Raw genomic sequence first — 21,327 nt, 5'->3', positions numbered from 1 at the left:
TCGATACTGAATCGTATCGTAAATTAACGACTACTTCTACGGAAAATTCACATGAGCGTATTTCTCACCTGCGCAAGACTCTTGATGGGGCTTGCGCCAAAAATTCTTGGTAATGAGGTGAAGTTGCGCGAGCAACTGTTAAATCGTGATGCCCCTCAGGCCGCGCCTATTCCAAGCGCACTTCGCTCTTCATGCCATATCAAGGAACGCGTGTACCAAGAGCAAAGAGTCGTGACGCTGACGCCACGTACAGGAAAACGCGATCTGCATGTGCTCTATCTGCACGGTGGCGCCTACGTGAACCCACTGCTTCGCGCGCACTGGAGCATCATCAGCGCCGTGATCGGCGCGACCGGCGCTACCGTAACCGTTCCACTGTATGCCCTTGCTCCCGAAAATGACTATCGCGTTGGTACCGCTTTGATCGATACGATCTATGACAGCATCGTTTCCGCCCGAAAGGGTGAGCAAATCGTCGTGATGGGGGACAGTGCGGGGGGCAATGCTGCGCTTACACTTGCGCTTCGTCGGCGCGATAACGAGCTGTCGCTCCCTGACCATCTCATCCTGTTTGCCCCATGGTTGGACCTCTCTTTGAAGGACGCTGAAATGAGAGAGCTGGAGAGTAGGGACATCATGCTTGGCGTGGATGGCCTTCGCGAATGCGGGAGAATGTGGGCAGGAGACATTTCCCCCTCTGCACCCAGCATGAGCCCGCTTTACGCTGACTTGCGGGGGATGCCGCCGATGAGCATATTCCAGGGCGACCGCGATATCTTTGTTGTTGACGCGCGAAAGTTTGCAGTAAAAGCGCAAACCTCAGGCGTCACAGTTGATTACCATGAATACTCAGGTGGTTTCCACGTATTCATGGGGCTCACTTTCCTGCCGGAAGCGAAGGCGGTCTTTCGCCAAGTTAAAGCCGTGACTAAATACCTGGGGCAGGCGTCATGACAACAAGCAATACGAATCCACGCGGTTCCTGCCGCTGGATCAGTGCCTCTCTGGGGCTTATCCTGTTACTCGCCGGTGCCGCCATGCTGTACGGAGGGATCCGCCTTATCATGCTGGATGGTTCCTGGTATTACGCGATCGCAGGTATCGTGTTACTGATAGCGGCACCGTTGTTGCTGCTGGCACGTCACAGCGGCTTAGTGATCTATGCCGGTTTTTGTGCAGCGACGTTGATCTGGGCTTTGCACGAATGCGGCTGGAACCCCATCGCGCTACTGCCGCGCGTTCTGTTCTTTTTAGTGTTGCTCATCGTAATGTTACTGACCTGGCGCTGGTTCGCTCGTCCTTTTTTTGCACGCCATCGAAAACGGGTGCGTGGCACCAGGCCGGCACTGCTGGTCGGCAGCACGCTGACGTTGTTACTCTTTAGCCCATTCGTGGCCGGCTTGCAGCCTTTCCATGGCATCGATCTGGCTGCGGCATTGGACCAATATCCCACCGAGAACATATCCGCCGACTCGGCATCGATCGCCCCCGGAGATTGGCCGAACTACGGACGAACACCCGGTGGCCAGCGCTACTCGCCGCTGGAGCAAATCACCCCGGCCAACGTTGCCGACCTCAAACTGGCTTGGAGCTTCCGCTCCGGCGCAACAGGCTTGCCCCAAGGCAGTAAGGCGGGCGAGTTCATGTTCGAAGCCACACCGTTGAAAGTGCGCGATAAACTCGTGTTCTGCACCCCACATGCTGACGTCATCGCCATTTCGCCGGAAACAGGAAAATTGATCTGGCGCTTTAGCCCTCATGCGAATCTGAATGCAGCACCGTTTCTTGCCTGCCGTGGCGTATCCTATGACGAAACACCAAGAGCCACCGGTGTTTGCGCACATCGAATTATCACAGCCACGCTGGATGCCAAGATGTACGCACTTGATGCCGATACCGGTCAGCGCTGCCCGGCGTTCGGCAAGAACGGCGAGATAGACCTGACCGCAGGCATGGGACTGGTCAAGCCAGGTTTCTACTACGTCACCTCGCCACCCTCAATCGTACGCGGCAAGGCTGTGATCGGCGGGTGGGTGGTTGATAACGTGGAACGCGGCGAACCCTCCGGCGTCGTGCGCGCATTCGATACCCGTACTGGCGAACTCGATTGGGCCTTCGACATGGGCCGAACCGATCGCACGACACTTCCACCCAAAGGTGAGTTCTACACGCGCGGCACACCCAATGTATGGGCACCGATCAGCACTGATCCGGTATTGGGCCTGGTCTATCTGCCAACCGGTAATGAAACACCGGATTTCTTCGGCGGCGGCAGGCAAGCCGTGTCGGAAAAATACGCCAGTTCGCTGATCGCTGTTGATGCGGATAGCGGAAAGATCCGCTGGCACTTTCAGACCACCCATCACGACATCTGGGACTACGATATCCCGTCTCAACCGACTACGGTCGACTTGCCTGGCGCACAGGGCGAGCCGCCAGTACTCGCCTTGCTGGTACCGACCAAGCGCGGCGAGTTGTTCATGCTCGACCGGCGCACAGGCGCCCCGCTGACTCATATTGAGGAGCGGCCGGTATCGCAAGAGGCTGTGTCAGGCGAACACCTGTCACCTACCCAGCCCTTCCAGACAGACATGCCGACATTTGCACCGGCTACGTTGCGCGAAAGCGACATGTGGGGCGCTACGCCGCTCGATCAGCTGTATTGCCGCATCCGCTTCAAGGAGCTGCGCTACGAGGGAGCGTTCACGCCGCCATCGGTACAAGGCTCACTGGCGTATCCCGGCTCGGCGGGTGTCTTCGAATGGGGAGGTGTATCAGTCGATCCCTTGCGCCATATTGTCGTGGCGAACAACAACTATATGACGATCATCAATAAGCTGACACCGCGTGACAAGGTTTCGGCCAGCGATAACCAAGGCAGCAAAGGCGGCGACTTCGGCGGCCCACAACTGGGTACGCCTTACGCCGTCAGTGCCGAGCCGTTCCTGTCGCCACTGGCCATCCCATGCAATCAGCCACCCTGGGGCATGATCAGCGCGCTCGATCTAAAAACCCGCAAGCTTCTCTGGCGCCATCCGCTGGGCAGCGCTTACGACAACGGCCCCTTCGGCATTTCCTCGCATGTGCCGCTGCAAGTCGGCGTGCCGAACATGGGCGGCTCGGTGGTGACCCGCGGTGGCCTGATCTTTATCGCTGCCACCGCCGACCGCACGTTACGGGCGTTCGATCTGCGTACCGGCCGCGAGCTGTGGAACGCCACACTGCCGTTCAGCGGTATTGCCACTCCCAGCGTCTACGCAGGTAAGGATGGACGCCAATACATTGTCATTGCCGCTGGTGGGCATACCGGCCTCGGCAGTTCGGGCGGTGACGCAGTGATGGCGTTTGCATTGCCGAAATCGCCTTGAAACAAGTGAATTCTAGACATAGTACTGGAGCGCGGCGACTACGGGATGAAATTAGCCCACATGATCCGCCGCCTCTATTTCCTGTACGTTAAACCATACGTACGTGGTGGTCGATATATTCAGACACCATCCGCAAGAGAAAAAGCACGGCTATACCGCGCGTAATACCGAGCATTCACCGACACTGTCAGTCTGTTAAAAAATCCACGTTAAGCTAAGCACGACACCAAAAATCCCCCGTGAACCGCATACCCACCAAGCCCTAGGTTGTCCACATAATCCCCATACCACTGCAACATCTCCCTGCGCTGCTCCAGGTACTGTGTATGGTTGTAAGTGCCACGAATGGTGTTCTTATCTACATGCGCAAGCTGTAACTCGATCCATGCCGTGTTATAGCCCTGTTCATGCAGGATAGTACTCATCGTGTGCCGGAAACCGTGTCCTGTCGCCTTCCCGTGGTAGCCAATCCTTTTCAGTACCTGATTAATACTTGCTTCACTCATTGGTTTAGTGATGTCGTTACGGCCGGGAAATACCAGCTTATAACGGCCAGTCAGTGCCTGAATCTCACGAAGTGATGCCACAACTTGATCTGATAGGGGTACCAAATGCGGGCGGCGCATCTTCATCCTTTCTACCGGGACTTCCCAAACACGTTTATCGAAATCAAACTCTTTCCATTCAGCCTGACGGAGTTCGACGGTACGAACGCTGGTCAACATCAGAATACGAGTAGCCAGTCGGGTGATCGGGCTACCAGAATACGCAGCAAGGGCTTGTAAGAAATCAGGGAGTTCATCAGCTAGCAGATGGGGGTAATGGGTAGATTTAGGCGCAGTCAGCGCGCTCGCCAATTCTGAAGCTGGGTTCGTTTCGGCTCTGCCGGTGACAATGGCATAGCGGAACACCTGATTGCAGGCCTGGCGGATTTTACGCAGCTTATCGAGCACACCTCGCTTTTCGAGTTTACGCAGCGTACTGAGCACTTCAAGAGGCTTGATCTCAGCAATAGGGCGCTTACCAATATCGGGGAAGATATCGTTCTCGAACGCCTCCATCAGATCGTCAGCATAACCTTTCGACCAGTTGGGCCGCTTGTAGCCATGCCATTCCAGAGCAATAGCTTTAAAGGTATTTTCGGCATTGGCTTTTTTAGCCAACCTCTCAGCTTTCTTCTCTTCTCCGGGATCACCACCTAAAGCGATGCTCTTCCGAGCCTCCTCACGCTTCAGGCGAGCGTCGGCCAGAGAGATATCAGGATAAACACCGATAGAGAGCTTTTTCTCTTTCCCCAAAAAACGATACTTCAAGCGCCAGTACTTCGCACCGTTAGGCTTTACCAGCAGATACAGGCCGCCACCGTCAGTGAGCTTGTATTCTTTTTCTTTGGGTTTTGCAGTATCAATCTGTCGTGCATTTAGTGGCATAAAGGCCCCCAGATACCGCTTGATTTGGGTATAACTGAGTTGACCTCGGTAGAGCTCGAGACAGAAAAATTCAGTAATTTCAGGGAGTATAAGGGATAAAAAACGAATTCAGTAGAGGTGAGTTGACTTCAAAATGGCACGCCCTATAGGATTCGAACCTATGACCTACGGCTTAGAAGGCCGTTGCTCTATCCAACTGAGCTAAGGGCGCATTGAGATGCGGCAACCTGCGGCTGCGGGTTGGGATTATACGGTCAGAGGTTAGCGAGTCAATGCCTTTTCATGGCGTTACGGCGGCGGCCGTGCTTTATGGCGTTTTTTCCGCCAGCGCCCGCGCGGCGAGGGTTCCCGTCAACCGGGCGCCGCCATGCTGAACCTGGCCGACGCCTACGTAAATCGGCGCGCGTTCAGACCACCGCCGCCCGTCACCCCACCACCGGCAAAGGCGAGCGGACTGCACGACTGCGGCGATGTCGCCCCAATCGGCGTGCTCAACCCCCCGCGCGTTGCAGGTCGCCGCCACCCTTTCCTCCAGTGTGGCGTCGGGGCGGGCGCTGTTTAAAGAAGCCTGGCTCCCCGATGCCCAAACCAGCAACAGCGTGCAGCCTGCCCAGGCGCAGCCCTTCATACGTATAATTTCCGCCACAGCGCATTCAGGCGCGCCCGCCACGACGGCGCTCCTTCATGCTTACCGAGCTGATGCAGCGCGGTGAGTTGCGCGCTGTCCGCCGGATGCAATGAAGAATCGAACACCGTTTCCCCCACATGTTTAGGCTCCGCCGGTTGCTCGTCAGGCTGATGATGCAACGGGTAAAGCCGGGTTATCGCTCTCATGATCCTGCCCTCTTTCACCCTGTGAACAGCCCCAGCGTATCCAAATACAGGTAAAAATGACGTAGAGGATCCTGAGGCCGGCATAAAAAAAGCGTAAATCGCCGTCGGCAACGGCCGCGAGGGTGATTCTGCGCCTGACAGCGCGCTCAGCTTCTGCCAGAATAGCGGCATCCCCGCTTTTCTTAATTGATGGATTTCCACACTGATGTCAGCAAAGATTATTGATGGTAAAACGATTGCGCAGCAGGTTAGAAACGAAGTGGCTGAGCAAGTGAAACAACGTCTGGCGGCCGGCAAACGCGCCCCAGGGCTGGCGGTTGTGCTGGTCGGCGAGAATCCGGCTTCGCAAATTTACGTCGCCAGCAAGCGCCGCGCCTGCGATGAAGTCGGCTTCCTTTCCCGCTCCTACGACCTGCCCGCTGCCACCAGTGAAGCCGAGCTGCTGGCGTTGATCGACCAGCTGAACGCCGATGAGGAAATCGACGGCATTCTGGTGCAGCTGCCGCTGCCGGCCGGCATCGATAACGTCAAGGTGCTGGAACGCATCCACCCGGACAAAGACGTCGACGGCTTCCACCCGTACAACGTCGGCCGCCTGTGCCAGCGCGCGCCTAAGCTGCGCCCGTGCACGCCGCGCGGCATCGTCACCCTGCTGGAGCGTTATAACATCGATACCTACGGCCTGAACGCCGTGGTGGTCGGCGCGTCCAACATCGTCGGCCGCCCGATGAGCATGGAGCTGCTGCTGGCCGGCTGCACCACCACCGTCACCCACCGCTTCACCAAGAATCTGCATCACCACGTCGAGAACGCCGATCTGCTGGTGGTGGCGGTCGGCAAGCCGGGCTTCATTCCGGGCGACTGGATCAAACCGGGCGCCATCGTGGTGGACGTCGGCATCAACCGCTTGGAAAGCGGTAAAGTGGTGGGCGATGTCGATTTCGACGCCGCCAGCGAGCGCGCCGCCTACATCACCCCGGTGCCGGGTGGCGTTGGCCCGATGACCGTTGCTACACTGATCCAAAATACCTTGCAGGCCTGCGAGGAATATCACGACGTTCAACCTAAATAAGTAAGGCAGTATGGAAATTTTCAATCTGGACAATCATCCCCACGTCGAACTGTGCGATCTGCTGAAGTTCCAGGGCTGGTGTGAAAGCGGCGGCGCCGCCAAAGAAGTCATCGCTGAAGGGCAGGTGAAAGTCGACGGCAAGGTCGAAACCCGCAAGCGCTGCAAGATCGTCGCCGATCAGGTGGTGGAGTTCAACGGCGGCAAGGTCATGGTTAAACCCTGACCCGCAACCATAGAAAAAGGCGCTGAATTCAGCGCCTTTTTTGTTTTTCCCTGCGGCCGGATTACTTACGGCGCCAGGTGGTGCCCTGCGGGCCGTCTTCCAGCACGATGTTCATCTCGTTCAACCGATCGCGGGCGGCATCCGCCAGCGCCCAATCCTTCGCGGCGCGCGCTTCGTTACGCTGTTTGATCAGCGCTTCGATCTCCGCCACTTCGCCGTCGTCAACCTGAGCGCCCCCTTGCAGGAACTGCTCCGGCTCCTGCTGCAGCAGGCCGATCACCTTCGCCAGCTTGCGCAGTTCCGCCGCCATGCCGTTGGCCGCCGCCATATCTTCACCCTTGAGGCGGTTAACCTCGCGCGCCAGATCGAACAGCGCCGAGTAGGCTTCCGGGGTGTTGAAGTCGTCGTCCATCGCTTCGCGGAAGCGGGCTTCGAACGCTTCGCCGCCGGCCGGCACGGCGTCGGCGTCGGTGCCGCGCAGCGCGGTATAGAGGCGCTCCAGCGCGGTGCGCGCCTGCTTGAGGTTCTCTTCGCTGTAGTTCAGCTGGCTGCGATAGTGGCCGGACATCAGGAAGTAACGCACCGTCTCCGCATCGTAATGGCCGAGCACGTCGCGGATGGTGAAGAAGTTATCCAGCGATTTGGACATCTTCTCTTTGTCGATCATCACCATGCCGGAGTGCATCCAGTAATTGACGTACGGGCCGTCGTGGGCGCAGCTCGACTGTGCGATCTCGTTCTCGTGGTGCGGGAACATCAGATCGGAACCGCCGCCGTGAATGTCGAAATGGGTGCCCAGCTGTTTGCAGTTCATGGCGGAGCATTCGATGTGCCAGCCCGGACGGCCCGGCCCCCACGGCGACTGCCAGCTCGGCTCGCCCGGCTTGGACATCTTCCACAGCACGAAGTCCATCGGATTGCGCTTCACGTCGTCGATCTCCACGCGCGCGCCGGCCTGCAGCTGATCCAGATCCTGACGCGACAGCAGGCCGTATTGCGGATCGCTGTCGATGGAGAACATCACGTCGCCGTTGCTGGCCACGTAGGCGTGATCGCGATCGATCAGGCGCTGGGTGATCTCGATGATCTCGGCGATGTGCTGAGTCGCGCGCGGCTCTTGATCCGGGCGATCGATCAGCAGCGCGTCGAAGTCGGCGTGCATTTCCGCCAGCATGCGTTCGGTCAGCTGGTCGCAGGTCTCATGATTTTCCGCCGCGCGGCGGATGATTTTGTCGTCCACGTCGGTGACGTTGCGCACGTAGTTCAGCGAATAGCCGAGGTAGCGCAGGTAACGCGCCACCACGTCGAAAGCGACAAAGGTACGACCGTGCCCGATGTGACACAGGTCATAGATGGTTACCCCGCACACGTACATGCCCACTTTCCCGGCATGAATGGGTTTGAATTCCTCTTTTTGACGACTCAGGGTATTAAAAATCTTTAGCATCGGGAGATTCCGTGGTGTGCGTGATAACAAAAAAGATAACCGGGCTTCAGGTTTCCGCCCGGTAGCGTATTGAAACCTGAAGCCTGATCTATTGCAAGGTTAAGGCCATGCTTTGCTGATTTCACGCGAATAAAATGCGCGAAATTCGGCGGCCGGCACAATTGTTATAATATAACACAAATGCAATTACCACAGACAGTGCGCGGTTGAGCCGCTGCTGACTCGCTGGGGCGGATATGTTATAAGGGCGGTCTGAATGTTCACTCGCTTTACGTGACGTCTCACTTCACCTTGTTAGGATTAAAACTATGGTTACTTTCCACACCAATCACGGCGATATCGTTATCAAGACCTTTGCTGACAAAGCGCCGGTTACCGTTGAAAACTTCCTGAACTACTGCCGCGCCGGTTTCTACGACAACACCATCTTCCACCGTGTGATCAACGGCTTCATGATCCAGGGCGGCGGTTTCGAGCCGGGCATGAACCAGAAAGCGACCAACGCGACCATCAAGAACGAAGCCAACAACGGTCTGAAAAACACCATCGGCACCCTGGCAATGGCACGCACCAACGATCCGCACTCCGCCACCGCACAGTTCTTCATCAACGTGGCTGACAACGACTTCCTGAACTTCCGCGGCGAAAACGTGCAGGGCTGGGGCTACTGCGTGTTTGCTGAAGTGGTTGAAGGCATGGACGTGGTCAACAAGATCAAAGGCGTGAAAACCGGCCGCAGCGGCATGCACCAGGACGTACCGGTAGAAGACGTGGTGATCAACAGCGTGACCGTCAGCGAGTAATCGCGGCTGCATGAGTACGCTGTTCATCGCAGATCTGCACTTGTGCGCACAGGAACCGGCAATCACTGCCGGTTTTCTGCGTTTTTTACGGCGCGAAGCGGTGCACGCCGACGCGCTGTACATCCTCGGCGACCTGTTTGAAGCCTGGATCGGCGACGACGATCCCGAGCCGCTGCACGCGGAGATCGCCGCGGCGCTGAAAGCGCTGCAACAGGCCGGCGTGCCCTGCTACTTCATCCACGGCAACCGCGATTTTCTGCTCGGCAAACGCTTCGCCCGCGCCAGCGGCATGCAGTTGCTGCCGGAAGAGAAAGTGCTGGAGCTGTACGGCCGCAGGATCCTGATCCTGCACGGCGACACCCTGTGCACCGACGATCACGCCTATCAGCAATTCCGCCGTAAAGTGCACAACCCGCTGATTCAAAAATTGTTCCTGGCGCTGCCGCTGCGCTGGCGATTGAAGATCGCCGCCAAAATGCGCGCCCGCAGCCAGCAATCCAACCAGGACAAGTCGGAAGCCATCATGGACGTCAACCCACAGGCGGTCGAACAAACCATGCTGCGCCACGACGTGCACTGGATGATCCACGGCCATACCCACCGCCCGGCGGTGCACCGGCTGGCGTTGAGCAACGGCGAAGCCCATCGCGCGGTGCTGGGGGCCTGGCACGTCGAAGGATCGATGATCAAAGTCAGCGCCGACGCCGTCGAGCTGATCCAATTCCCATTCTGAATTCCAGACTGGCGCGCGAGTGAAAATTCGCGCTTTCGACGGTGAAAACCGGCGACGCAACCGTTTTCCTCGCCGTGCGCTCATGGTATGCTCTACGCCCTCATTCGGCCCTCAGCCGACGCCAGACAAATCACAGGAGCCTTACACCCATGGGAGCCAACGCTGCTTCAGCCGCCACTACCGGGGCGAAAATCGCAATTGTAATGGGATCGAAAAGTGACTGGGCCACCATGCAGTTCGCCGCCGAAGTCCTGACCCAGCTCGATGTCCCCTTCCATGTCGAAGTCGTTTCCGCCCACCGCACGCCGGACAAGCTGTTCAGCTTCGCCGAGCAGGCTACCGCCAACGGTTTTGACGTGATCATCGCCGGCGCCGGCGGTGCGGCGCACCTGCCGGGCATGCTGGCGGCGAAAACCCTGGTGCCGGTGCTGGGTGTGCCGGTGCAAAGCGCCGCGCTGAGCGGCGTAGACAGCCTGTACTCCATCGTGCAGATGCCGCGCGGCATTCCGGTGGGCACGCTGGCGATCGGCAAAGCCGGCGCCGCCAACGCCGGGCTGTTGGCGATGCAGATCCTGGCGCTGCACGACGCCGCGCTGGCGCAGCGTTTGGCGGACTGGCGTCAGGCGCAGACCGAAGACGTCTTGAACCACCCCGATCCGCGGGAGGATGCATGAAGCCGGTTTGCGTACTGGGCAATGGCCAGCTGGGGCGCATGCTGCGCCAGGCAGGCGAACCGCTGGGCATCGCCGTTTACCCTGTCGGCATCGATGCCGAGCCCGAAGCGGTGCCGTATCAGAACAGCGTCATTACCGCCGAGATCGAACGCTGGCCGGAAACCGCGCTGACGCGCGAGCTGGCGACCCACAGCGCCTTCGTCAACCGCGACATTTTCCCGCGCCTGGCGGATCGCCTGACGCAAAAACAGCTGCTCGATCAGCTCGGCCTGGCGACCGCGCCGTGGCAGCTGCTGGCGAGCGCCGCCGAATGGCCGCAGGTATTCGCTGCGCTAGGCGAGCTGGCGATCGTCAAACGCCGGGTCGGCGGTTATGACGGCCGCGGCCAGTGGCGCTTGCGCCCGGGCCAGGAAGCTGAACTGCCGGCCGATGCCTATGGCGAGTGCATCGTCGAGCAAGGCATCAATTTCTCCGGCGAAGTGTCGCTGGTGGGGGCGCGCGGCCACGACGGCCGTTCGGTATTCTACCCGCTGACCCACAACCTGCATGAAGACGGCATCCTGCGCACCAGCGTTGCGCTGCCGCAGCCCAACCCAGCGCTGCAGCAACAGGCCGAGCAGATGCTGGCGGCGATCCTGAACAAGCTGAACTACGTCGGCGTGATGGCGATGGAGTGCTTTATCGTCGGCGATCGGCTGCTGATCAACGAACTGGCGCCGCGCGTGCACAACAGCGGCCACTGGACGCAAAACGGCGCGTCCATCAGCCAGTTCGAGCTGCACCTGCGCGCCATTCTCGGCCTGCCGCTGCCGCAGCCGGTGGTGAGCACGCCGTCGGTGATGGTCAACCTGATCGGCACCGCCGTCAACGAACAGTGGCTGTCGCTGCCGCTGGTGCATCTGCACTGGTATGAGAAAGAGGTGCGCCCGGGCCGCAAGGTCGGCCATCTCAATCTGAACGACCCGAGCGCCGCCGATCTGTGCCAGGCGCTGCAGGCGCTGGCGCCGCTGCTGCCGGGCGAATACCAAAGCGGGCTGGCCTGGGCGCAGCAGAAGCTGGCTTAACGGTTTAAGCCGCCGAAAAAGAAGAAGGTTCAGCCCAGGCTGAACCTTTTTTTTGCCGCAAAGATCAACGCGAGCCGATATTACGCAACGGTTTGCCGGCCATCAGATTGCGTTCAATATGTTCCAGAGAAATATTTTTGGTTTCCGGGATCAGCGCCAACGTGATGAAAACAAACAGCACGTTAAGCCCTGCATAGACCCAAAAGGTGTGCGCGCTACCCAACGAATTCAACATGGTCAGGAACGTCGCTCCCACAATCATATTGGCGATCCAGTTAGTGGCAGTGGAGCAGGTGATGCCGAAATCGCGGCCTTTCAATGGCTGGATCTCTGAACACAGCACCCAAATCAGCGGGCCGGCGCTCATGGCAAAGCCGACGATAAACATCAGCAGCATGACGATGGCGAAATATTGCGCCACCGCCGAGTTCATGCCGATATTCATCATGGTTCCCAGCGCCCCCATGCCGACGGCCATCACGATAAACCCAAGGATCAGGGTGGGTTTGCGGCCCCAGCGATCGACCAGCCCAATAGCGATAAAGGTGGCCAGCACGTTGACCAGACCGACGATCACCGTGCCCCACATCTGCTGTTCCGTGCTGGCGAAGCCCGCCAGACCGAAAATCTTCGGCGCGTAATACATGGTGACGTTCATCCCGGTGAACTGCTGCATCACCTGGAGAAGAATGCCAAGGAAAACCGCGCGGCGGAAATTTTTATTGCCTTTGAACAACGCCCAACCGCTTTGCTTCAGTTTGAGGCTTTCACGAATTTCATTCAGCTCATGCTGCGCCTGGGCACTGCTGTCGCGCAGCTTCTCCAACACCTGGCGCGCCTGCTCATGACGATTGCGCGAGGCCAGCCAGCGCGGGCTGTCAGGTAAAAAGAACACGCCAACCAACAACAGCCCGGCCGGGATGGTGATGACGCCCAACATCCAGCGCCAGGCGCCGGTATAGCTGAATGCCGTATCAGACAGGTAAGCCGCCAAAATACCAATGGTGATCATCAATTGATACATCGAGATCATGCTGCCGCGGATTTTCTCCGGCGCGATTTCGGAAAGATAAATCGGCGCGGTATAAGAAGCGATACCCACCGCCAATCCCAGCAGAATGCGTGAAACGATCAGCACCTCCACGTTGGGGGCGAACGCTGAACACAGCGATCCCGCGACGAACAGAATGGCGCCGATCATCAAACTGTATTTGCGCCCCAGCCGGAAGTTCATCCAGCCGCTGCCGATGGCGCCGACGGCGGCGCCAAACATCATCGAGCTGACCACCCACTCCTGCTGAGAGCTGGTGATATGAAAAGTGTCGGTAATAAACGGCAGAGCGCCGGCGATTACGCCAATATCCAAGCCAAACAACAGGCCGGCCAAGGCGGCCAAAAAACAGACGAAAAAAGTCATGCCGACATGGGTCGGGCTTTTCTCCGCCGGTGCAACTTTAACGGTAGCGCTCATACAGCCTCCAGGAGAAAACGGTCATCAGTTGTGCGACATGATAGGAGGCAATGCGTCGGAGATAAGTGAGTACGATCACATTAGTGGAAGCGGTTACATAATTTTAAACCTTAATTCTACGCATCAATAGACGACAAACTCGTTTACTCACTGTCTAACTCATTATTTACATGCATAAAAAAGTAAGCAACGGCCTGAGTTTGGTAAGAGCATTGCCAATACGCATTGTGTCGATAGAGTACAAATGTAATCGATTTCACAAAAATCAGCGTGACGTGCGGAAGGGAACAAGGAGAAAAGCCACGGTAACGCGCGGCGGAAAATCGGCAGGCCCGGCCGCGCTTGGCGGCAACGGACCTGCGATAGCAAGATCAGCCATCATAACTGCGGAACAGCGCCCGGCCGCGCAGCAGGCGCACGCCCAGCCAGCCGCCGCACAGCGACAGCAGCAGCGCGCTGGCCAGCGGCAATGCCCACCACAGCACCGGCGTCGGCGTCCACGGGAAGTCGAACACCCGGCTCTGCAGCAGCCACAGCGCCGCCTCGGCGCCCACCGCCGCCGCGATGCCCGCCACCAGCCCCAGCAGGGCGAACTCGCACCACAGCGTGCGGCGCAGCAGCCGTTTGCCGGCGCCCAGCGTGCGGTACACCACCAGCTCCTGGCGGCGCTGACGCATGCCGACCTGCACCTGTGCCAGCAGCAGCAGGCCGCCGCACAGCACCACCAGCACCACCATCACCTCCAGCGCGCGACTGACCTGCTGCAGCACGCCGCCGACCTGTTTCAGGATCGCGCCGATGTCCATCAGGCTGAGCGTCGGGAACTGGCGGTTGAGCTGGGTCAGCATCTGACCGTCGCCGTCGTAGCGGAAGCTGGTAAGCCAGGTCTGCGGCTGGCCGTCCAGCGCGCCCGGCGGGAAGATAAAGTAAAAGTTCGGCTTCAGGCTTTCCCAATCCACCTGGCGCAGGCTGGTGACCTTGGCGCTGAACGCCTGGGTATCGCCGCTGAAGGTCAGCGTGTCGCCCAACTTGATCTTCAGCCGCCCGGCAATGCCTTCATCCATCGAGACTTCGCCGCTTTTCGGCGGCCAGCTGCCCGCCACCAGCGGATTATGATCCGGCAGATCGGCCAGCCAGGTCAGGTTCAGCTCGCGGTTCACCGCCTCGCCGCCCGGATCGTCTTCATGCACCCGCTCGGTCGCCAGCTGCTGGTTAATCTCGGTCAGGCGCACCCGGACGATCGGATAATAGGTTTCCGGCTTGATCTGGTGCTGCTGCAGGAAGGTTTTCACCTGCGGCACCTGCGCCTCGGTCATGTTGAGCAGGAAATAGTTCGGGCTATCCGGCGGCAGCTGTTGCTGCCAGCGGTCGAGCAAGTCGCCGCGCAGCACCAGCAACAGCGCCAGCAGCATAAACGACAGCGAGAACGCCGCCAGCTGGCTGATGGTCACCCACGGCTGATGCAGCAGGCGGTTGACCGCCAGCCGCAGCGCCAGGCTCTTGAGCGTGATGCGGCGCAGCAGCTGCAGGCTGCCCCAGCCGATGCCGCCCAGCAGCAGCGCCAGCACCGCCATGCCCGCCAGGATCGCCCACAGCAGCGTGCTGGCCCCCATCAGCGTCACCAGCAGCGCCACCACGACTGCCGCCGTCACCGGCAGGAAGTAGCGCAGCGGCCAGACGTTGGCCACTACGTCGCGGCGCAGCACCCGCAGCGGCTGGGTGGCCAGCAGCTGACGGTACGGCCGCAGCCCGACCAGCAGCGAAATCAGCACCAGCGCGCCGAGCGCCCACAGCCACGGCCAGGCGCCAGCGGCGGGCAACGCGGCCGGCAATACCGGCTTCAGCAGGCGAATCAACAGCGCTTCGAACGCCAGCCCGATCGCCCCGCCGCACACCGCCGCCAGCGCCATCACCGCCAGCCACTGGCCGACGATCAGTTTACGCAGCGCGCCGCGCCCGGCGCCAAGGGTTTTCAGCACCGCGATCAGATCGTAGCGGCTGCGGCAATAGTGGCTCATCGCCACCGCCACGGCGGCGATCGACAACAGCAGCGTCAGCAGGGCCGACAGCAGCAGGAACTGTTGGGATCGCTGCAGCGACTTGCCGAGTGCACTGCCGGACTCCTGCAGCCCGAACCAGCGCTGATCCGGCGTCAACTGCGGCGTCAGCCGCTCCTCGTAACGCTGAATATCCGGCTCGGCGCCGGCGAACATGTAGCGGTAGGTCAGGCGACTGCCCGGCTGCACCGCGCCGGTCTTATCGACGTCCGCCAGGTTGATCATGATGCGCGGCGCGGTCTGGAACGGGTTGAAGCCGGCGTCCGGTTCCTGAATGATTTCACCGGCGATGCGCAGCGTGGTGTCGCCCACCTCGAGCGAATCCCCCACTTTCACGTTCAGCAGCGCCAGCAAACGCGGCGCCACCAGCACGCTGCCCGGTTCGGGCTTGATGTTGGCCGGGCGAGTTTCCAGCTTGCCATACAGCGGATAGGCCAAATCGGTGGCTTTCACGTCCGCCAGCTGCGGCCGGTCGCCGGCATAGGTCATGGTGGTGAACGACAGCTGGCGGCTCAGCGTCAGCCCCTGCTGCTGCGCGTCCAGCAGCCAGCCTTCCGGCACCGGATGCGCACTGCGCAGCACCCGATCGCCGGCGATAAAATCGCGGCTCTGCTGGCTGAGCCCTTTGTCCATGCGATCGCTGATGCTGCCCAGCGCCAGCACGCAGGCCACGGAGAGCGTCAACGCCAGCCAAACGATCAGCAGCGACGGCGAGCGCCATTCGCGCCAGAACCAGCGCCAGATCATGCTTCCTCCCACAGCTTGCCTTCACGCAGCCGCAGCCGCCGCTGGCAGCGCGCCGCCAGGGTTTCGTCATGGGTCACCAGGATCAGGGTGGTGTCAAAATCGCGGTTGAGAGAGAACAACAGGTCGGCGATGCGATCGCCGGTCTGGCGATCGAGGTTGCCGGTCGGTTCATCGGCGAACAGCACCCGCGGCCGGCCGCTGAAGGCGCGCGCCAGCGCCACGCGCTGCTGCTCGCCGCCGGACAGCTGCGCCGGCAGGTGATCGAGCCGTTTGCCCAATCCCAGCTGTTCCAGCAGTTGCACCGCCTGCTCGCGGCTCTGCCTGTCGCTCTCGCCGCGCAGCAGCGCCGGCAGCTGCACGTTCTCCAGCGCGTTCAGCGTCGGCACCAGCATGAACGACTGAAACACGAAGCCGACGTTCCTGGCGCGCAGCGCGGCGCGGCCTTCTTCGTCCAGCGCGGTCAGCGACTCGCCGAGCAGGCGCACCTCGCCCTCGCTGCCGTCATCCAGCCCGGCCAAAATGCCCAGCAGGGTCGATTTCCCCGATCCGGATTCGCCGATCAGGGCGATCGTCTGCGCGGGTTTGACAAGCAGCTCGACTCCGGTAAGGATGGTGAGCTGATGCTCACCCTGACCAACGTGTTTACTAAGATGATGAACTTCAAGAACGTTTTCCGCTGGCATCTTCCCTTCCTTTTGCTGTTGGGATTATTCAGTTTACGCGCTGTCGCCGCCGATACCTTGTTGATTTTGGGCGACAGTTTAAGCGCCGGCTACCGCCTGCCGATCGAGCGGGCCTGGCCGACGCTGTTGGCCGAACAGTGGCAGAAAAAACCGGGCGCGCCGCAGCTGGTCAACGCCAGCATCAGCGGCGACACCGCCGCACAGGGGCTGGCGCGTCTGCCCGCGCTGCTGAAACAGCATCAGCCGCGCTGGGTGCTGATCGAGCTGGGCGCCAACGACGGTCTGCGCGGTTTCCCGGCGCAGGACATGCAGCGCGATCTCGGCCAGATCATCACGCAGGTGCAGCAGGCCGGCGCACAGCCGCTGCTGATGCAGATCCGCATCCCGCCGAACTACGGCCGCCGCTATACCGAGGCGTTCAGCGCCGTCTACCCGGCGCTGGCCAGGCAGTTCAACATTCCGCTGCTGCCGTTCTATATGGAACAGGTGGTGGTGAAGCCGGAATGGATGCAGGATGACGGATTGCACCCCAATGGGGACGCCCAGCCGTTTATCGCCACCTGGATGGCGGAGCGCCTGGAACCGCTAGTAAAACATGAGTCTAACTAAATTAGGGTCGTACACTAGGTAAAGTTATGCAAAAAGCAGTATTGATAACCGGCTGCTCCAGCGGGATTGGGCTGATTGCGGCGCAGGATCTGCGCAACCGCGGCTACCGGGTGCTGGCCGCCTGCCGCAAGCCGCAGGACGTGGAAAACATGCGCCAGCTCGGGCTGGAAGGCATCGAGCTGGATCTGGACGACAGCGCCAGCGTCGAGCGCGCCGCCGCCGAGGTGATCGCGCTGACCGGCGGCCGTCTGTACGGCCTGTTCAACAACGGCGGCTTCGGCGTTTACGGCCCGCTCAGCGGCATCTCGCGCAGCCAGCTGGAGCGGCAGTTCGCCACCAACCTGTTCGGCGCCCACCAGTTGACCCAGTTGCTGCTGCCGGCGATGTTGCCGCACGGCGAAGGGCGCATTATCCAGACCAGCTCGGTGATGGGTCTGGTCTCCAGCGCCGGGCGCGGCGCCTACGCCGCCAGCAAGTTCGCGCTGGAAGCCTGGTCGGACGCGCTGCGCATGGAGCTGCACGGTAGCGGCATTCAGGTCAGCCTGATCGAACCGGGGCCGATTTCCACCCACTTTAGCCAGAACGTCAATCAGACGCAGAGCGACAAACCGGTGCACAACCCCGGCATCGCCAAGCGCCTGACGCTGCCGCCGGAGGCCATTCTGCCCAAGCTGCGCCACGCGCTGGAAAGCCCGCGCGCCAAACTGCGCTACCCAGTGACCCTGCTGGCGCACGCCATGAGCGTGCTGCGCCGCATTCTGCCGGGCCGCTGTCTGGATTGGCTGCTGCGCAGCAACGCTTAATTCGCCCGCCGGGGTTGAAGAATGGCGGCGCGCCCCCATCTACACCCCATGGCTCCGCACGATCAGAGAGAAAAAAGATGCTAGCTCAAGCTGTTGTTGATATTAACGAAACTAACCTGCACCAGACGCTGGAACAGTCGATGTCCATTCCGGTGCTGTTCTACTTCTGGTCCGAGCGCAGCCAACACTGCCTGCAGCTCACGCCGGTGCTCGACAAACTGGCGGCGGAATACGCCGGCCAGTTCATTTTGGCCAAGGTGGACTGCGACGCCGAACAGATGATCGCCTCCCAGTTCGGGCTGCGCTCCATTCCGACCGTCTATCTGTTCAAAGACGGTCAGCCGGTCGACGGCTTCCAGGGCCCGCAGCCGGAAGAAGCGATCCGCGACTTGCTGCAGCGTTTCCTGCCGAAGGAAGAAGATCTGAAACTGGCGCAGGCGCAGGAACTGCTGGCCGCCGGCAACGCTGCCGAAGCGCTGCCGCTGCTGAAAGACGCCTGGCAGAGCAGCCAACAGCGCAGCGACATCGGCCTGACCCTGGCCGAAACTCAGATCGCGCTCAGCCGCAGCGAAGACGCCGAAGCGGTGCTGGCAACCATCCCGCTGCAAGATCGCGATACCCGCTATCAGGGCCTGGTGGCGCAGATTGAACTGTTGAAGCAGGCGGCGGACACGCCGGAAATCCAACAGCTGCAACAGCAGGTACAGCAGCAGCCGGGCAACGTCGAGCTGGCGGTGCAGCTGGCGCTGCAGCTGCATCAGGTCGGGCGTAACGAAGAAGCGCTGGAACTGCTGATGGGGCATCTGAAGAAAGATCTGGCCGCCGCCAACGGCAACGCGCGCAAGACCCTGATGGACATTCTGGCCGCGCTCGGCACCGGCGACGCGCTGGCCGCTAAGTATCGCCGCCAGCTGTACTCCCTGCTGTACTGATATCCTTCATACCTGAAGCTGCATCCAGGCGGCAAACGTGAGAAGCCCTGGGAGCTTAGATAACTAAGTGACCAGGGGTTCGAACGTGCAGCCAACAACGATGCGGCGGAAAAGACGAAGGGATATCAACGATAGACCCGCACCCCACCTTCCACGCCCGCCGGGCTGAACAACACCTGCCACAGCTGAATATTGCGCGAACGGAACGCGCCGGCGCAGGCGTTCAGGTAGTAAGTGAACATGCGTTCGAAGCGCTCGGAATAGCCGCCCGCCAACTCTGGCCACGCCCGTTTGAAGTTCTCCAGCCAGGCCATCAGCGTGCGATCGTAATCGGCGCCAAAGTTGTGCCAATCCTCCATCACGAAACGCCCTTCGCTGGCCTCGGCGATATGCCGCACCGAAGGCAGGCAGCCGTTGGGGAAGATGTATTTGTCTATCCAGGCGTCGACGTTAAGATCGGTCTGATTGGAACCGATGGTGTGCAGCAGGAACAGGCCGTCGGGCTTCAGGTTGCGCGCCGCGACGCTGAAATAGGTCTCGTAGTTTTTCGGCCCGACGTGCTCGAACATGCCGACCGACACGATGCGATCGAACTGGCGATCCAGATCGCGGTAGTCCTGCAGCAAGATCTCGACGTCCAGCCCCGCGCAGCGTGCCTGCGCCAGCTTCTGCTGCTCGGCGGAAATGGTCACGCCGTGCACCGAGACGCCGTAGTTTTGCGCCGCAAACTGCGCCAGCCCGCCCCAGCCGCAGCCGATATCCAGCAGCGTCATGCCCGGTTTCAGCTGCAGTTTTTCGCAGATCATCCGCAGCTTGGCCTGCTGCGCCTGCTCGAGCGTCTGCGCCTCTTTCCAGTAGCCGCAGGAGTATTGCATGTAAGGATCGAGCATCGCCCGGAACAGGTCGTTGCCGATGTCGTAGTGCTCTTTGCCCACCTGCCAGGCGCGCTTGCGCGATTGGCGGTTGAACAGCCGGGCATAGGCGATGCGCGCGATGTCGCTCAGGCTTTTCGGCAGCCGCTCATCGACGCCGGCCTGCAGAATACGGGTGAACAACATGTCCAGCCGTTCGCACTCCCACCAGCCGTCCATATAGCCTTCGCCGAAACCGAGCGAGCCTTCCTGCAAAATGCGTTTGAACAGCGCCGGATTGTGCACCCGGATATCCCAGGCGCGCGGGCCGTTGATGGCGACGCCGGCTTCCGCCAACATCTCCTCCACAATGCGATACCAGCGATCCTTCTTCTGGGCGAGTTCATCAACACTGAGCGAATCCATAACAATCCTTGGCCGAAATGTCATTTCAAAAAGCATAGTCGCAAATAAAAATGACAAATTTTTGACGGTAAATACGGGGGTGTTTTTACTCTAGCCAAGGCGAGCAACATCATGAAATGAATAAAAATTATTGAAATCATGCCATTTAGGCATACTTATCCGCGCCAGCGCGGGCGCGGATAAACCGACGGCGGCTAAGGCAAAATAGAGGTGCCGGCCTGGCCCGCCAGCACCGCGTCGATATCCTGCAGGCCACCGATATGGGCCGTCCGCCCGGTGCGATCGACGAAGCGGCTGACCGCCATGATCTTCGGCCCCATGGCGCCGTCCGCCACCGCCATCGGCGCCAGCTCCTGCGTGGTGGCGCGCCGAATGGCGCGCTGGCGCGGCGTGCCCCACTCCTGATACACCGCGTCGGCGTCGGTGAGGATCACCAGATGATCGGCCCCCACCTGTTCCGCCAACAGCGCCGCCGCCAGATCTTTGTCGATCACCGCTTCGCTGCCCGTCAGCCCACGCTCGCCGGCGATCATCGGGATGCCGCCGCCGCCGTTGCAGATCACGATGTGCCGCTGCGACAGCAGCAGCGTGATCGCCTCAATGTCGAGGATCTTTTGCGGCGCCGGCGAAGGCACCACCCGGCGGATGTAGTTGCCGTCCGCCTTCAGCGTCCAGCCGTATTTGGCCTCCAGCGCCTGCCGCTGTTCCGGCGCATACACCGGCCCGATGAACTTGCTCGGCGCCTGATAATCCGCATCCTGCGCATCCACCAGCACCCGCGTCAGCAGCGTGGACACCGGCTGCTGCGGATGGCTGGCGCTCAACTGCTGCGCCAGCATATAGCCGATCATGCCCTGGCTTTCGGCCACCAGAATATCCAGCGGATAGGGCGGCACGTCGCGGTACGCCAGGTTCTGCAACGCCAGCAGCCCCACCTGCGGCCCGTTGCCGTGCACGATGGCGATGCGGTATTTCTGCGCCAGCTTGCCGATGGCGTCGGCGATGAGGGCGATGCTCTTATACTGATTTTCCGCAGAGAGCACGGCTCCGCGTTGCAACAGGGCGTTGCCGCCCAACGCAATGACCAAGGTTTTCATGGT

At 60.4% G+C, this 21,327-nt stretch carries 19 protein-coding genes and 1 tRNA gene; 11 read left to right on the top strand and 9 right to left on the bottom strand.

The window, feature by feature from the left end:
• Window positions 1–51: 51 nt before the first annotated feature.
• Together ACK3CV_RS06120 and ACK3CV_RS06115 are read left to right on the top strand one after the other, a co-directional pair.
• Complete coding sequence (locus tag ACK3CV_RS06120) at window positions 52–954, top strand: alpha/beta hydrolase (protein ID WP_164038756.1); 903 nt, start codon at window positions 52–54, stop codon at window positions 952–954.
• On the top strand, window positions 951–3,368 hold the full coding sequence (locus ACK3CV_RS06115) for a membrane-bound PQQ-dependent dehydrogenase, glucose/quinate/shikimate family (RefSeq protein ID WP_164038758.1): 2,418 nt from the start codon (window positions 951–953) through the stop codon (window positions 3,366–3,368). The genes ACK3CV_RS06120 and ACK3CV_RS06115 overlap by 4 nt, the downstream gene beginning before the upstream one ends.
• 209 nt (window positions 3,369–3,577) lie before the next feature.
• Here the strand turns inward: ACK3CV_RS06115 and ACK3CV_RS06110 are convergent, their stop codons facing one another.
• The 3 genes from ACK3CV_RS06110 to ACK3CV_RS06100 all read right to left on the bottom strand — a co-directional run bounded on the left by ACK3CV_RS06110 (window position 3,578) and on the right by ACK3CV_RS06100 (window position 5,632).
• The gene (locus tag ACK3CV_RS06110) at window positions 3,578–4,798 is read right to left on the bottom strand and encodes a tyrosine-type recombinase/integrase (protein ID WP_033637399.1); all 1,221 of its coding nucleotides are present in this window, start codon (window positions 4,796–4,798) and stop codon (window positions 3,578–3,580) included.
• 134 nt (window positions 4,799–4,932) lie between these two features.
• Window positions 4,933–5,009: transfer RNA gene (locus ACK3CV_RS06105), tRNA-Arg, on the bottom strand.
• 413 nt (window positions 5,010–5,422) lie between these two features.
• Window positions 5,423–5,632, bottom strand: coding sequence for a hypothetical protein (locus ACK3CV_RS06100; RefSeq protein ID WP_039567125.1), 210 nt, complete (start codon window positions 5,630–5,632; stop codon window positions 5,423–5,425).
• Between the two features lie 205 nt (window positions 5,633–5,837).
• Between ACK3CV_RS06100 and folD the strand changes: the two genes are divergently transcribed.
• Window positions 5,838–6,704, top strand: a complete 867-nt coding sequence (gene folD / locus ACK3CV_RS06095; protein ID WP_164141139.1) for a bifunctional methylenetetrahydrofolate dehydrogenase/methenyltetrahydrofolate cyclohydrolase FolD — start codon at window positions 5,838–5,840, stop codon at window positions 6,702–6,704.
• Window positions 6,705–6,714: 10 nt separating this feature from the next.
• The gene (gene ybcJ / locus ACK3CV_RS06090) at window positions 6,715–6,927 is read left to right on the top strand and encodes a ribosome-associated protein YbcJ (protein WP_033637394.1); all 213 of its coding nucleotides are present in this window, start codon (window positions 6,715–6,717) and stop codon (window positions 6,925–6,927) included.
• 61 nt (window positions 6,928–6,988) lie between these two features.
• Here ybcJ and cysS read toward each other — a convergent pair whose 3' ends face one another.
• Window positions 6,989–8,374: a cysteine--tRNA ligase gene (gene cysS / locus ACK3CV_RS06085; RefSeq protein WP_164141141.1), complete on the bottom strand. Its 1,386-nt coding sequence runs from the start codon at window positions 8,372–8,374 to the stop codon at window positions 6,989–6,991.
• A 308-nt stretch (window positions 8,375–8,682) separates the two neighbouring features.
• Between cysS and ppiB the strand changes: the two genes are divergently transcribed.
• The 4 genes from ppiB to purK all read left to right on the top strand — a co-directional run bounded on the left by ppiB (window position 8,683) and on the right by purK (window position 11,648).
• On the top strand, window positions 8,683–9,177 hold the full coding sequence (ppiB, locus tag ACK3CV_RS06080; RefSeq protein WP_004940183.1) for a peptidylprolyl isomerase B: 495 nt from the start codon (window positions 8,683–8,685) through the stop codon (window positions 9,175–9,177).
• 10 nt (window positions 9,178–9,187) lie between these two features.
• Window positions 9,188–9,910 carry a UDP-2,3-diacylglucosamine diphosphatase gene (locus tag ACK3CV_RS06075; protein WP_047568932.1) on the top strand — a complete coding sequence of 241 codons (723 nt, stop codon included), beginning with the start codon at window positions 9,188–9,190 and terminating at the stop codon, window positions 9,908–9,910.
• A gap of 149 nt (window positions 9,911–10,059) precedes the next feature.
• Complete coding sequence (gene purE, locus ACK3CV_RS06070; protein WP_033653219.1) at window positions 10,060–10,584, top strand: 5-(carboxyamino)imidazole ribonucleotide mutase; 525 nt, start codon at window positions 10,060–10,062, stop codon at window positions 10,582–10,584.
• A complete protein-coding gene (gene purK / locus ACK3CV_RS06065) occupies window positions 10,581–11,648 on the top strand; it encodes a 5-(carboxyamino)imidazole ribonucleotide synthase (protein WP_164038761.1) in 1,068 nt (355 codons plus the stop codon). The genes purE and purK overlap by 4 nt, the downstream gene beginning before the upstream one ends.
• Before the next feature lie 64 nt (window positions 11,649–11,712).
• On the opposite strand, the gene ACK3CV_RS06060 is transcribed toward purK, so the two are convergent.
• The 3 genes from ACK3CV_RS06060 to ybbA all read right to left on the bottom strand — a co-directional run bounded on the left by ACK3CV_RS06060 (window position 11,713) and on the right by ybbA (window position 16,606).
• Window positions 11,713–13,119 carry a sugar porter family MFS transporter gene (locus tag ACK3CV_RS06060; protein ID WP_086579504.1) on the bottom strand — a complete coding sequence of 469 codons (1,407 nt, stop codon included), beginning with the start codon at window positions 13,117–13,119 and terminating at the stop codon, window positions 11,713–11,715.
• Between the two features lie 371 nt (window positions 13,120–13,490).
• A complete protein-coding gene (gene ybbP, locus ACK3CV_RS06055; protein ID WP_164038765.1) occupies window positions 13,491–15,923 on the bottom strand; it encodes a putative ABC transporter permease subunit YbbP in 2,433 nt (810 codons plus the stop codon).
• Window positions 15,920–16,606 carry a putative ABC transporter ATP-binding protein YbbA gene (ybbA, locus tag ACK3CV_RS06050; protein ID WP_004940192.1) on the bottom strand — a complete coding sequence of 229 codons (687 nt, stop codon included), beginning with the start codon at window positions 16,604–16,606 and terminating at the stop codon, window positions 15,920–15,922. Before ybbA ends, ybbP begins: the two co-directional genes overlap by 4 nt.
• Between ybbA and tesA the strand changes: the two genes are divergently transcribed.
• The 3 genes from tesA (at window position 16,577) to ACK3CV_RS06035 (ending at window position 18,950) form a co-directional block, all read left to right on the top strand.
• Complete coding sequence (tesA, locus tag ACK3CV_RS06045) at window positions 16,577–17,215, top strand: multifunctional acyl-CoA thioesterase I/protease I/lysophospholipase L1 (protein ID WP_162091349.1); 639 nt, start codon at window positions 16,577–16,579, stop codon at window positions 17,213–17,215. The two genes, ybbA and tesA, sit on opposite strands and share 30 nt — an antisense overlap.
• Before the next feature lie 26 nt (window positions 17,216–17,241).
• On the top strand, window positions 17,242–18,018 hold the full coding sequence (locus ACK3CV_RS06040) for an SDR family oxidoreductase (RefSeq protein WP_164038768.1): 777 nt from the start codon (window positions 17,242–17,244) through the stop codon (window positions 18,016–18,018).
• Between the two features lie 77 nt (window positions 18,019–18,095).
• Window positions 18,096–18,950 carry a co-chaperone YbbN gene (locus ACK3CV_RS06035; protein WP_033647233.1) on the top strand — a complete coding sequence of 285 codons (855 nt, stop codon included), beginning with the start codon at window positions 18,096–18,098 and terminating at the stop codon, window positions 18,948–18,950.
• Window positions 18,951–19,075: 125 nt separating this feature from the next.
• On the opposite strand, the gene cfa is transcribed toward ACK3CV_RS06035, so the two are convergent.
• Together cfa and ACK3CV_RS06025 are read right to left on the bottom strand one after the other, a co-directional pair.
• A complete protein-coding gene (cfa, locus tag ACK3CV_RS06030) occupies window positions 19,076–20,227 on the bottom strand; it encodes a cyclopropane fatty acyl phospholipid synthase (RefSeq protein ID WP_033637384.1) in 1,152 nt (383 codons plus the stop codon).
• Between the two features lie 194 nt (window positions 20,228–20,421).
• Window positions 20,422–21,324 carry a carbamate kinase gene (locus ACK3CV_RS06025; RefSeq protein WP_033637382.1) on the bottom strand — a complete coding sequence of 301 codons (903 nt, stop codon included), beginning with the start codon at window positions 21,322–21,324 and terminating at the stop codon, window positions 20,422–20,424.
• Window positions 21,325–21,327 lie beyond the last annotated feature (3 nt).

The sequence above is a fragment of the Serratia sp. TSO36 genome (assembly GCF_057808395.1).
The sequence above is the reverse complement of the archived record's forward strand: the minus strand, read 5'-3'. Positions and strand labels throughout refer to the sequence as shown.

Bases quoted from the DNA above. Each gene is read 5' to 3' on its own strand.
- ACK3CV_RS06120 (WP_164038756.1), top strand. From the start codon at position 52: ATGAGCGTATTTCTCACCTGCGCAAGACTCTTGATGGGGCTTGCGCCA.
- ACK3CV_RS06115 (WP_164038758.1), top strand. From the start codon at position 951: ATGACAACAAGCAATACGAATCCACGCGGTTCCTGCCGCTGGATCAGT.
- ACK3CV_RS06110 (WP_033637399.1), bottom strand. From the start codon at position 4,798: ATGCCACTAAATGCACGACAGATTGATACTGCAAAACCCAAAGAAAAA.
- ACK3CV_RS06100 (WP_039567125.1), bottom strand. From the start codon at position 5,632: ATGAGAGCGATAACCCGGCTTTACCCGTTGCATCATCAGCCTGACGAG.
- folD (WP_164141139.1), top strand. From the start codon at position 5,838: ATGTCAGCAAAGATTATTGATGGTAAAACGATTGCGCAGCAGGTTAGA.
- ybcJ (WP_033637394.1), top strand. From the start codon at position 6,715: ATGGAAATTTTCAATCTGGACAATCATCCCCACGTCGAACTGTGCGAT.
- cysS (WP_164141141.1), bottom strand. From the start codon at position 8,374: ATGCTAAAGATTTTTAATACCCTGAGTCGTCAAAAAGAGGAATTCAAA.
- ppiB (WP_004940183.1), top strand. From the start codon at position 8,683: ATGGTTACTTTCCACACCAATCACGGCGATATCGTTATCAAGACCTTT.
- ACK3CV_RS06075 (WP_047568932.1), top strand. From the start codon at position 9,188: ATGAGTACGCTGTTCATCGCAGATCTGCACTTGTGCGCACAGGAACCG.
- purE (WP_033653219.1), top strand. From the start codon at position 10,060: ATGGGAGCCAACGCTGCTTCAGCCGCCACTACCGGGGCGAAAATCGCA.
- purK (WP_164038761.1), top strand. From the start codon at position 10,581: ATGAAGCCGGTTTGCGTACTGGGCAATGGCCAGCTGGGGCGCATGCTG.
- ACK3CV_RS06060 (WP_086579504.1), bottom strand. From the start codon at position 13,119: ATGAGCGCTACCGTTAAAGTTGCACCGGCGGAGAAAAGCCCGACCCAT.
- ybbP (WP_164038765.1), bottom strand. From the start codon at position 15,923: ATGATCTGGCGCTGGTTCTGGCGCGAATGGCGCTCGCCGTCGCTGCTG.
- tesA (WP_162091349.1), top strand. From the start codon at position 16,577: ATGAACTTCAAGAACGTTTTCCGCTGGCATCTTCCCTTCCTTTTGCTG.
- ybbA (WP_004940192.1), bottom strand. From the start codon at position 16,606: ATGCCAGCGGAAAACGTTCTTGAAGTTCATCATCTTAGTAAACACGTT.
- ACK3CV_RS06040 (WP_164038768.1), top strand. From the start codon at position 17,242: ATGCAAAAAGCAGTATTGATAACCGGCTGCTCCAGCGGGATTGGGCTG.
- ACK3CV_RS06035 (WP_033647233.1), top strand. From the start codon at position 18,096: ATGCTAGCTCAAGCTGTTGTTGATATTAACGAAACTAACCTGCACCAG.
- cfa (WP_033637384.1), bottom strand. From the start codon at position 20,227: ATGGATTCGCTCAGTGTTGATGAACTCGCCCAGAAGAAGGATCGCTGG.
- ACK3CV_RS06025 (WP_033637382.1), bottom strand. From the start codon at position 21,324: ATGAAAACCTTGGTCATTGCGTTGGGCGGCAACGCCCTGTTGCAACGC.